This is a genomic window from Paenibacillus sp. yr247, assembly GCF_900103825.1.
Lineage (GTDB): Bacteria > Bacillota > Bacilli > Paenibacillales > NBRC-103111 > Paenibacillus_E.
The window spans coordinates 95108-107827 of sequence record NZ_FNIF01000016.1 but is presented as its reverse complement, the minus strand read 5'-3'; the positions used below and the strand labels follow the sequence as shown (position 1 = coordinate 107827).

Below are 12720 nucleotides of genomic sequence, written 5' to 3'. Positions count from 1 at the left end.
GTTCGTCACATCCCGTACACTGCCCAGCGCATCGGTCAGCCCATACACGATATTCCCATCCACATGCTCATCGCCGTCAAACCAGCCATGTCCGCCAAACCATCCGTTGTGATTACCGTTTTTGCCGTTATTGCCGTGATCGTCATCATCGCCAATAAAGCGCGTATTTCCGAACAGCCTTTGCGCCACGGTCTGATTTCCGGCTCGGTAGTACTCCACCATTGGATTCCCGTTCTTTCCATACTCCTTCAGAACGTCCATTCCATCGTACAGGTATTGAGTCGTTCTTTCGCCGAAAAAGTCTTTCCATTCATCCGGCAACTTAATTCCGTTCCAGTTATAGTCGTTTCCATGGTTTCCATTATTGTTTCCATGGTTTCCATTATCACCATTGCCATTGCCATTGCCATTGCCATTGCCTTTACCATTTCCATTTCCATTACCGTTGTCATCATCATTTTTATTACCTTGCGAAGTCAGTTTCCCAAGTAGACCAGAAAGATCGACGTACGTTTCGGTCCGACTCACTTTCCGTCTGAAAGCATCGTACTCAAACTCCACTCCTGTGCCGCCGAGAACCTGCACCCCTTTCAGGAGATTGTCTCCTGTATAGTTATAACTTACTTTCTGTGCAGGACCGCCTTTTTTCTCGGTTAAATTCCCGTTCGTATCGTATATATACGAAACCTCGCCTGCCGACAAAAGCCGATTCGCACCGTCATACGCGTACGCCGTCACTTTGCCGTCCGCTGTCATTCGAGTACGATTGCCAACTCCGTCATATTCGTACTGCGCGTTCTTCACCGGATTCGTGACGTAATCGGGGCGAACATAGTGCCCGCTGTCTTCCTCTTCCGCCAGTTCCTTTAACCTTGCCCAATCATCGAGGTTAAAATCTCTGCCATTTGGGTTTGGGTTGCTTATTCCATACACAGCGCCGGTGACTCCTAGTTGATTAGCGTTGTACGTTGCGTTATAGACGCTGCTGGATACTGCTTTTGGAAATAGTGATTGAAGCAAGGCAGAAAGCCTAAGATCACTATGATTGCCGTTACCATTATTACCGTTATTGTCACTGTCATCGCCTTGATCACCGATTCGCATGTCCTTATCGAAAGGATACGTGACATTAACCAAGCGATTCAACGCATCATAGGCATACGTCGTCGCCGCTCCGTCTTCTTCCGCCATGGCTAATCGGTTGCCGGCTTTATCGTACGTATACGCATAAGATCGGTGCAGATCCTCGCCACGGTGCTCCAGCTTCGTCACCCAGTTGTTCTCGTTGTACGTATACGTCGTAGTAATTCCGTTTGGTCGTTGTTCTCTTGCTAATTTCCCCAGCGCGTTATAGGTAAAACTCGTCTTTTTGCCTTCCGGGTCCGTCATTTCCGTCAAATGGCGAGCGGCATCGTATTGATACGCGAACATCCGGTCTTCGCCGTCTTTCAATCCGATTCGATTACCCGTTTCGTCGTAGGTGAAATTGAGGGTCTTACTCAATTGTGTGTTCGTGACGGACACTAATTGATCCGCTGCGTCATAAGCATACTGCTCCTTGGATGCGGGAGATGCAGCATAGGTGAGATTCCCTTCCGGATCGTACTGATACGTCAGTGCTTCTCCTCCGGGAAGCTGTTTCTGCAGCAACTGATGCTTGCGGTCATATTGATACGAGATGGCCGTGCCGTCAGGCTTCGACATTTGGCTGACATTACCTGCTCCATCGTATCGATACGCTGTCACTTGGCCAAGCGCATTTTTCTCAGAGATTAATCTTCCTAGCGGATCGTATGTCCAATCCGTTTCGTGCTGATTGGCGTCCATCATTTGCGTACGCCTGCCTAGGGTGTCATACGCATATGATGTCTTATTGCCAAGCGCATCGGTTACCTGTGTCATTCTGCCCATGGGGTCGTAGGCATACTGTGTTTGATTCCCATTCGCGTCGGTTTCCGCCGTTTTTCGGTTCAAGCCATCGAACGTATAAGCCGTCACGCCTCCTAACGGATCTGCTTTGGCTACCATTCGGCCCAGCGCATCGTATTGATAGGCTGTCTTATGGCCTAATGCATCTGTTTGAGCCACGAGATTGCTGGTGGCGTCGTAATCGAAGGTTTGCTTGGCTCCCAAAGCGTCCGTCTTAACTGACAAACGACCTAGCGCATCGTAATCGTAAGCTGTTTTCGCACCGCGTGCGTCTGTAGCTGTGATCAGATGATCTAATGCATCATACGCCATGGACTTGCTATGTCCGATGGGATCGGTCATGTGTATAAGACGATTCAATGCGTCGTATTGGTAACCCCAATTGCTGCCTCTTCGATCTTGTTGCGAGATGAGATTGCCATTCGCATCGTACTGATAAGTAGTTAGAAAACCTTCTTCGTCTTGGACGCTAATCGTCCGTCCTGCAGCGTCATAGCCGAACTTCTTTGACGAACCGAGCGGGTCGGTCTTCGTGAGCATACGACCCAGCGCATCGTAAGTATAGCTTGTCTTTCCGCCAAGCGGATCGGTCAAGCTCGCTAATTGGCCTGTCTGGGTATAAGCGTAGTCGGTTTCCTGCTTAAGAGCGTCTATTTTCGCGATGACTTGACCGATTGCGTCATACCGATATTGGGTAATTGCACCGTTCTTATCCGTAGCTTGCGAGAGTCGTCCCAATATATCGTAAGCACGCGCAGTTCGATTGCCGAGTGGATCCGTCACGGTGGTCAGACGACCAGCCTCATCATAAGCGTAGCTCGTGACCTGGCCTAAAGCATTCGTCATGGCAGATAACCTTCCCATGGCATCATACGCCCATTTGGTCGTCCTGCCGAGCTCATCCGTCAGCTCGGACATACGGAACTGATCATCGTACTGAACCATTTTGCGATTTCCTAGCACATCTGTCGTAGTCACTTGACGATGATCTTGATCATAGGCGATCGTGGTTGTATGATGCAGCGCATCCGCCATCTTCACGATTCTGCCAAGCGAGTCATAATCATATGTGGTCTGTCCGCCTAAAGGATCAATGACGGACACCATCCTGCTTGCGGTGTCATACGCATAAGATGTCACTTTTCCATTTTTGTCGGTTTTGGCAATAAGTCGGCCTAAAGCATCGTATTGATACTTTTCCAACTTTCCATTTGCATCCGTACCTTGCGCTAGATTCCCGTTCAAATCGTAAGTAAAGGTTCTTACATGACCAAGCGCATCCACGATTTTGGTTACATGTCCAAGGGTATCGTACGAATACGCGGTCACTTGATTAGCTGCATCCTGCACCTGCGTAACTCGTCCCAACTCGTCGTAAGTCAGTGAACTGCTATGACCTAACGCATCGGTTACTTGGATGACATGACCCGCTTCATCATAAGCCCAAACCGTTTTGTTTCCTAAGGCATCGATCATTTCAACCAACTGTCCTAACGAGTCATAGGTGCGGGTAACGCTGTTGCCCGCAGGCAAAGCAGTATGGTTGTTATTTCCCCACTCATCATAATCTTGGTGAGTTATTTTGGAGCCTGTAACGATATCTGTAACACGTCCGACCGTATCGTATGTATAAGCCGTTGTCTGATTCCCGGTGGTCACGTTAGCAACGCGGCCCGCCGCATTGTAAGAAGTCGCTTGTGCCGAAAGTAAAGAACCGGACTTGTGAACAACTCTCCCTAAGGCATCGTACTCGATTTGAAGCGTTGCATCGTTAGCCCCTCTTACGCTGACGACACGATCCAATGCGTCATAGCCGAACGTGGTGGTTGAGCCTGTAGCATCTATTGACTGAACGAATCTCCCTTTATCGTCGTAGCCGAATGTTGTCACCGCTTGATCGGGAGTCGTAATCTGCGACAATCTGCCCTGAGGGTCATAGGCGCGGGTGAGGACATGACCGAGTGCATCAGTTACGCTCGTCAAACGATCTCCCGAATCATACGTGAACGAACGTTTGCCGCCATCGGGAAGCGTCACTTGCTGCAAACGGTTCATCGCATCGTAAACATAGGTCGTTAAGCTGCCTGAAGGATCTGTCACCGTTATGAGCTGGCCGACATCGTTATAAGCAAAGGACGTCGTTTTGCCACGCTGATCGGTCTGGGTAAGCTTCTGTCCGTGAGCATTATAGGTAAACGATTGTGTATGCCCGAGCGGATCGGTGATCTGCAGCAAATTGCTATGATCATCGTAAAGATAAGCCCATGTCTTCGGCGCCGTTTGAGCGTTCGGAGATTGAATTTTCACTTGTGTCGGTTTATTCCACTGATTGTAAGAGGTGAGTGTTGTCATGCCGCGCGGATCAATCCGCTGCACAGCTCTCCCTAACCCGTCATAAAAGCTTGTGCTTGTGCCGTCAGGACCTTGGGTTGTCTGCAGCCTTCCTGTATCCGTATACGTATACTGATACGTTCGTCCGGATGCATCCGCCTTTTGCACAATGCGGTGTTTGGCATCATATTGGTAACGGGTGACGCCGCCCTGAGCATCTGTGCGCAGCACCGTCTGATTGGGATCATCGTAGCTGTAACTATATATAATATCGGCTTGATGGGTGTATGTAACGACTCTGCCTTTGTCATCATAAGCAAAAGAGTCGATGCCTGTTGCAGGTCGAGCAGCGGATAGCAAATGTTTTTTTGAATCATAGGTAAAAGAAAGGGTACGCCCGTCCGGATTGATCACATCCGTCAAATTGTGGACATCATCATATTGATAAGTAGTTACCCTGCCTAAAGGGTCTGTTAAGGATGCAATTTGATCACCTGTATAACTCAGTGTATACGGACGACCAACCGTGTCCGTTATTGTCTGAATATGTCCATTAGCATCATAACTTAGTGAAATTTGATTGCCGTTCTGATCCTGTATGGATAAAAGTTTACCGGCTGCAGGATCTTCGTCTTTACGCCATTTGGCGTAGTAGCCTTTGAACGTATAGACAAGACCTGATGGCTCTGTAATACGATACTCATTGGCCGAGATCCGCTGTAATTTTGATCCATATGGCTGATCTGAAGAGTAACTGCCTTGATCGAGATTATAATAGATTAGACGATCTCCATCGTATGAATCCTCATATTGAGAGGCATTCTGGGGATGGAACGAATATCGAATCTGCGACCCGCTAGGTTGCGACTCGACGATATGAAATCCAGCGTACATCTGCAAGCGATGCTCATAGGGGAAAAACCAACCATTCCCATATGCCCCTTGTTTATTATTACGGTCTCCCAAGAAAGAACGCTCAAAGTTTACTGAAAGTCCAGGCGATTGAACCTTTAAATCAGTTTGCTTGATTGTCAACATTCCGCTAGGAAGGACAATGGGATCTTCGGGCATGCCGTTATTCTGCGCTTGATCTTCTTCGAACCGCCCAAGTGTAGGCATTTCTCCCCCTGGAAGTGATGCCGTGCTGCTTATCCCTGTCTTCTCTGGACTGAATGGCGATTCCGACGATGCGGATCCAGGTTGCGGCAGCCAGTTAGCTAGCCAATCGTCTCCTGAAAAGCTATGAGAGGCATTAGCTTTTCCTATTAACCCTGGAACACTGCCACAAACAATAAACAGAATCATAGTAACCATCCATATTTTTCTTCGCCATCTTCTTGTTGACATACCAAAAAACCCCTTTCCCTGACAATAGCAAGCCCATTAAAAGCGTGACGCAAATGTGCTTACTACTACTAATCCAGGAAAAGGAGTTGCACATATTTCGGCAGCTTGGCGATCATAGTCTTGTTCACAAGACTTTAGACCCATAGCTTTGCGTCTTCGTCTTTCAACGAATTTGCTATTGTCGATACGTGTTCTATTTTGTTTTTATTTGAGAGATTACAACAATAGCCATTTATACCCATTCTTAAGTGGATCATATCATTCAATCCATGTATTTTCCACACAAAAATTGGTAAATTTGATTTATTTTCTTCTTTTTACTTTTTTATTGCTAGGAATATGTACCTATGGTACAATACGTGCCGAGAGAGATTTACAACATTTTCCTACAATATTCTCCATTCATCCACGACCCAACAGGAGGATAACTATGAAAAAAATAAGTGCTTTCCTATTTTTCCTAACCCTATTATTCTGCCTCAGCAGTCAAGTTTTCGCCGATGACTCGGTTCCGGTCTATCTGGACGGCGAACAACTCATTTTCGATGTGCCTGCCATGATTGATAATGGAGCGACGATTGTTCCTTTCCGCGCTATCTTCGAAAAGCTTGGAATTGCTGTTCAATGGGATCCTAGCACTCAGACTGTCAAAGGAACTAAAGATAAGCTCTCCGTTCAAATGCAAATCGGGAGTACATCTGCCCAGATCAATACTTCTACCTTAAAGCTTTCTACTGCTCCGAAAATTATAGATGGAAGCACCTTTATCCCTTTGCGAGTGATAAGTGAAGCCTCTGGTAAAATTGTGTATTGGGATGACAAAGTTCGCTCTGTCTACATTCGTACAAAGCCTGGAGACTATATACAAAGCAGCCTAAACGATACTAACCTAACTGTTACATACGATGGAGAAACTGTGAATGGCATTCGCCAGGGTCTAGGAAAACTCATTGTAAATGGTAAATTGCTGTTTGAAGGTGACTTTAAGAACAATTTGATCGATGGTAACGGCACGCTCTATTACAAAGGCGGGCAGAAATATTATGTCGGTGAGTGGAGTCAAGGAAAAATGAATGGCCATGGTATGCTGTATCGGGAAAACGGTTCCGTCTGGTACGACGCCACATTCGTCGATAGCAAAATTACCGGACAAGGCAAAAAAGTGTATGAAAATGGCGATTATTACATTGGTTCCTTGAATGACGGATCGTACGAAGGGGAAGGAAAAACATACCGAGCAAATGGCACTTTGAACCACGAAGGACAGTTCCACAACAACTTGTACTCTGGAAATGGTAAAGCCTACTATGACAATGGAAAATTACAGTTCGAAGGCACATTCAAAGACGGCAAAGCTGAAGGACCTGGTAAATTGTACTATCAAAGCGGAAAGTTGAAATTCGAGGGTGAGTACCATAACGGGCTTCTCAATGGAAATGCTAAGGTGTACGCCGAAAATGGAAAGCTTATTTACGAGGGTCAGTGGAAAGGTAATAAATGGGATGGCCAAGGAACGCAATATAATTCCGACGGTTCCGTGAAATTTAAAGGCATGTTCCAAAATGGTAAACCTGTAAACCAACAAAATTAATTACGCCAACATAAAAGAAATCAAACAGCCCCCTTGCCAATGCCAGGGGGCTGCTTTGAAGATGAGTGCATGTTGCGAGAGACTAGTAGGCCTTCGGAACCTCGACTTTGTTGGTGACGCCGTCTTCGGTGAAATAAATATGCGTGTCGAATCCTTGATCGTCCATGAAGTAGGACACATATTTCGGCTCGCCGTGCTTAATCGGCACGAGGAGTGTAGCCATACGGTGGCTGCGCGCCGGCCTGGTCGTTGCCTTGAGGTGCCAATGCAGCGGCAATCCCTCGATTTCGGCCGGATCAACGTCCGTAAAGCCTTGATGCTGGGACAGTTCCAGGTCACCAGAGGAGCAATAGACGAAACGACCGTCCATATCAGCCTTTTGGCCCTGGACTTTGAAGGTCTGTCCATTCAGCTTCATTTCATAAAGCGTCTGGAACAGCCAGTCGACAGAGCCAGTCTGCGACAGGTCGATGTGGTCAACAACAACGACGTAAGTGCCAAAAAAGTAAAGCTCGCGAACGTAACGATCCAGATAAGGAACGTGCTCCTTGTATGCTGCGGTTGCATTGCTGCGGGAATAACCGCAGCCCTTACGCTGCTCGGCAATCTCGACGACGCCTGACGCAGCCATGTTCAGCACTTTATTTTTCTCCGCATATTGACCATGACCATCGATCAGGATGTTGTTCGTTGAGCGCGTCTGTCTGCGCCAGTTCATGTGCATTGTGCTGCTGAATGCCACGTAATAACCGCTCTCAATGGCAAGCGGCTCCCCGTAAGCGTGCAGCAGGAAGGCGTTTTGGTCACCGTGGCTGTGGCTGACGGAGCCGTATTTGCTGCTCTTCGTCAGCAGCATGATGTGACGCTCCGGATCGGCCATTTGCGAGTGAAAGGCCACCCAACCAATGTCGCGGAACCATTTGACCGGCTCGATATTCGCATCGGTTGGAGCAATCGCTTCTACCTGCGTATAATCATGGCGGTACACCATTTCATCGAAACGAAAATCCCACCAACCGTAGTTGTAAAATTTCATTTCGGAATCGGTATCTGTCTCACGAACCCGCTCAAAATACCACTGGTACAATCCATTACCCGTCACGCCTGCGAATTGGCGGATGTTGAAGCCCGTTTTCAAGCTAACCGGATCGCCAAGCGTTGACTGATCACCAAAGCTTGCGCGAAGGGTATCCGGACTGAATGCATAGAGCGGGAAATCGCCGGTTTTGGCGAAAAAGGGTCTTTTATAAAAGTTGATGCCCGTATATTTCTTCAGCAAATTCATCGCTTCCGTGACAAAAGCCATCCCGGTCGTCCAATACATCGGACCCTCCGCCCAGCCTCCGTCCGGTCCGCCCCATGGTGAATATAAACACGCATAGTATTCAAGGGTATAATCGAGCCACTCGCGGACTTCCGGCTCTTCCTCTAACAAGGCGATGCAGCACGGTACAAGAACGCTCGAAAGAGAGCGAACGGCGTGGCTGTCGAACGGCACGTGATGAATCTTCGAATGCTGGGTGACGTGCCCAGCAATTTGACGCGTACGTGAGAGTAGAACTTGCTGTACCAGCTTACGTTCATTCTTGGTTAACAGAGCGTGGAGCCAGTCATAGCCCCATGCGATAGCTCCAGCCATACGGAAGGAGGCCTCATCGTTGTAATCACGGCTTGTCGTACCGTTCAAGTCCCATGTGCAGATGTGAAGCAGCCACGTTTTCGCGCGGTCCAGCAGCGCTTGGTCTGCCAAAATCACTCCAGCCACCGCTAGGTGACGAACTGCGTAAAGGACTTCTTGCGTGTCCATGTACATTTGGCGCCATAGATTGGCTACGCGCTTATTTCCGGGATACGGCAGGGGCTCAGCGATCAGTTCCCGATTGATCCATGGCTTAACGGACTTTTCATAGAAGACATCGAATCCACAATAAGCGGGATCTTCAGCCAGTTGGCTGCGGAAAGCATCAAGCTCAGCGGACTGCAGCCATAATCTAGGATGCTGGGCGGTTGCTTCAGCGTAGCGGCGCTCTCTGCTAGGAAGTGGAGTCTCCGGTAAATCGGCTGGCACTTCGAAGCGCCGTACGAGGCTCCAAGCGGTTTGAGATCCATCTTCTTGGATAAGTGCGTATCGCCAGAAGTAAGTACCTGGCTTTAGCGCGTCATCGGGTGTATATAAGTTATAAGGAATCGGCCCAATCGTCTGCGTGTCAGGCTTAGCGAAAGCATCCGAATGCGAGATTTGCAGCACATAGCGATCATGCTCCAGTTGTGCCGGAATCCAAGTGAAGCGAGGTGGGTTTTCCAGCAATACAGTTTGCTCATTCGGTTCATATTGTACGGTTAGTACGCCGCTCTGCGGTTCGTATAATGGCGACAGTGTAGTCATATCCATTCTCCTCCCGGGGTTCCCTAAGTGAAAAGCAAGCCTTTATCTTTCGTTAATTGAATGCGTATGGAGCTATTTGACTGTCCGGGTACCGAAACGACAATTTCCTGAGCGGAAACGCGAGTTAACTCCGCTTGGCTGCCTGCACGGTAAGCGTGTATGAAGTCAGCACAACGGTCGTTCCGACGATGGAGTATCGCCGTGAGCGACTTACTCGGGTCAACGGAGTCACCCGGTGTTCGCACAGCGAGAAACTCGTCGTCCGGCTGTACAAGCGCCGTATGGAACACGAATGCGTCTGACCCTAACGCGTAAGACATGTGCAGCTGAGCAGCACCGCTTTTGTCGACGGCATCACCCGGCACAAATTGACCGGTGATGGGCAGTTCTTGCTCAGAGACAGTGGCTGCATCCTTCTCTTGGATGAGAAGTTTGTAAACTGCTTCTTTCCCTTGCATCTGCTGCTGGGATTGAAGTGAGACGGCAGGATGCATCCACCACTCGATGCTCTTTGGCTCATCGCCTGTAAGCTCGACCTGGAACCAATCCAACAGCCAATCGCCGGTCAGCAGCAAATGGCGATTCATCGTGCAGCCCTCGTAGGCTTCTGTAGACTGCAGCCATGTGTACACGGTCGTATCTGTAGCCTCATAGCGGACACAGCGCCCTTCATGCGGCGCTTGTGATCTGCCATCCAGCGACACGGTATTGTGGCTGGCGGTTTCGGCAAACCACGATTTCCGCATGGGCGAGCCGTAAGGCACCATCCCGAAATCGGGCGTCAGGGTTTGGTCCGGGTGCATCACCGTCAGATGCAGCTTGTCGTAATGGCCGTGGGAACCGCCGTGCTCGCCGAAATCGGCGAGGAACGATAGCGGGTTCCCGGCAACGCGGCCAATGACGAAGCCGGCGTTCGGCCAGAGCCGCGAGCGACGCGGCTCAAGGGCAGGCGCGCGGTCAGCGGCCTCGCCAGCGCCGTAGAGCAGCGCCTCCAGCTGCTCGCCACCGGCAGCGTCTAGCTGCCGGTACGCTTCGCGCAGGACCGGCGCGAGGCCGGCGATGCCATAGATCGCGAGCCCCTGCTCGGCGATCTCGGCGATCTCGCGGGCGTAGGGATCACGTGCGAGCGGTCCGTCATGAAGCGCGGGCAAGGCGCCCTGGTCGTCGGCCAGATCGGCCAGCGCCTCAAGCATGCCGCGCATGGATTGGCCGTCTGCGCCAACGGTGGCGTAGAGATCGATGCCGAATCGCTGCGCCATCTCAGCAGAGATCAAGTACGCACGAAGCACGAATACGTGATAGTACGTGCTTCCCTCAAACTCCACTTGATCCGCTTTCACGCCGATCGATAGGTGGTGCTTGAAGCCGCCTTGGCCTTCAATTAGCGCTTCCAGCGTCGCTTGCTCTCCGCGAGCGGCATAGACACAAGATAATGACGCGTTCAGCCATGCGGTGTAATTGTTCTCCGCATTGTTCCGCTCATGAATCAGGATGTGGCGGTATTCTTCCATACTCCCTGCGAGCAGACCCAGGAAGGCGTCGATCGCCGCTTGCTCCTTCGCCTCGAACACGACACCCTCATCGCGCAATAACAGATAAGCGCGAATTAACGTTGTGGACCAGATCGCCTCCGTCAGCGCCTGGTGAAAAGCACGCCCCTTTAGCATCCAGCTCTGTGCTTCCGGATGCACGGGATAAAGCGGAAACTGCTCGGCATATTCAACGAGCAGCCTTTTACTAATCAACGCGTACGACTCATCGCCAAGCGTTGCATAAACAGCCGCTGACTGCAGAGCCACCCGTGCAAGCGACTGGTGTTTGAACACGAGCCAAGCGCCGCGATAAGCTTCGCCCTCCATTTTGCAGCCGTGCGGACAAAGGAATTCGGATGCATCTGCCTGCATATGATCGAACATCAGTTCGGTATGATGGCGCGAACAAACATACTGGTGCCACCAACCCCCAGGTTCCTTCGGAACGGAAAGGCTGCCTGTTTGCTGCAGCCTATCGATTTCCTCTTTCAATATATGTGCTGTCCGACCTGCCCAAGTCAATTTTCCCAGCTTTTCGCCTAGCCTCAGCGCGGTACTCATCGCATCATCATCCCGCCGTTGATTTCGATCGTTTCACCCGTTACATAGGCTGCCAGATCGGAAACAAGATAAAGAACAGCGCCAGCCACATCATCCGGTGTTCCTTCACGCTGCAGCGGAATGCCGTTCACGGTTGCTTGACGTGCTATGTCTGTCGTGAATGTCGCGTGGAACATGGTATTGCCGATAAAGCCAGGAGATACGTTATTGACGGTAATTCCACTTGCCGCTACTTCTTTCGCTAAGCCCTTGGTGAATGTTTGTACCGCTGCTTTACTAGCTGCATATATGCTTGAACCAGGTCCGCCGCCGTTATGCGCAGCAACCGATGTCATATTTACGATACGGCCATAACCCTTCGCTTTCATGCCGGCAAGGACTCTTTTGGACATGAAAACGGTGCTCTTCAAATTAACGTCCATAATTCGATTGTACATGTCTTCAAACATCTCTGAGTTGGCAACGCGCTGTACGAGATGGCCAGCATTGTTCACCAGAATATCAATCGTACCGCCAAGGGCCTGCTCTACTTCACTAACGAGTCTGTCGATTTGCTCCAAATTCGTTACATCCGCTTGCACCAAAACGGCTTCGCCGCCCGCTGCTTGAATGGCTGCTACAACTTCTTGCCCTTGTGCAACGTTATTCAAGCAGTTCACGCCAACCTTCGCTCCATTGCTTGCCAAAGCTAGTGCAATCGAGCGTCCTATCCCTGCATTAGATCCTGTAACCAGTGCAATTTTCCCCGTCAAATTGATATTCAAATGAATTCCTCCCATGAGTGTGTTTCGTTATCTGCCTTTTTATGTGGAATAAGGGTCTTTAGCAGCTTCTATTAGCCACGATTCCGCAGATATCACTTAAATAAGAGGTGCTAGCGACTGCTATTTTCTCTCAAAATACAATTTCAACGATCTTTGAGTCGAATAAGAGTCCCTAGCAGCTTCTATTTGCCATTTCCCTGCTGATATCGCTCAAATAAGAGGTGCTGGAATCTGCTATTCTAGCGTTCAGCACGCCTTCCCCTCACACGCTTATCCTCG

At 49.7% G+C, this 12720-nt stretch carries 5 protein-coding genes and 1 riboswitch; of the genes, 1 reads left to right on the top strand and 4 read right to left on the bottom strand.

The window, feature by feature from the left end:
* On the bottom strand, positions 1-5607 hold a 5607-nt coding region (locus tag BLT91_RS21555), incomplete at its 3' end, for an RHS repeat protein (RefSeq protein WP_141225053.1).
* 96 nt (positions 5608-5703) lie between these two features.
* Positions 5704-5794: riboswitch (cyclic di-GMP riboswitch) on the bottom strand.
* A gap of 243 nt (positions 5795-6037) precedes the next feature.
* On the opposite strand from BLT91_RS21555, the gene BLT91_RS21550 reads away from it, so the two are divergent.
* Positions 6038-7198, top strand: a complete 1161-nt coding sequence (locus tag BLT91_RS21550) for a stalk domain-containing protein (RefSeq protein ID WP_090824754.1) — start codon at positions 6038-6040, stop codon at positions 7196-7198.
* 82 nt (positions 7199-7280) lie between these two features.
* Here BLT91_RS21550 and BLT91_RS21545 read toward each other — a convergent pair whose 3' ends face one another.
* From BLT91_RS21545 to BLT91_RS21535, 3 genes are read right to left on the bottom strand one after another with little or no spacing between them, the layout of a single operon-like run.
* Positions 7281-9584, bottom strand: a complete 2304-nt coding sequence (locus BLT91_RS21545; protein WP_175532449.1) for a DUF4962 domain-containing protein — start codon at positions 9582-9584, stop codon at positions 7281-7283.
* A 23-nt stretch (positions 9585-9607) separates the two neighbouring features.
* Positions 9608-11677, bottom strand: coding sequence for a heparinase II/III domain-containing protein (locus BLT91_RS21540; protein ID WP_090824752.1), 2070 nt, complete (start codon positions 11675-11677; stop codon positions 9608-9610).
* Positions 11674-12441, bottom strand: a complete 768-nt coding sequence (locus tag BLT91_RS21535; RefSeq protein ID WP_090824750.1) for an SDR family NAD(P)-dependent oxidoreductase — start codon at positions 12439-12441, stop codon at positions 11674-11676. The genes BLT91_RS21540 and BLT91_RS21535 overlap by 4 nt, the downstream gene beginning before the upstream one ends.
* Between the last annotated feature and the right edge of the window lie 279 nt (positions 12442-12720).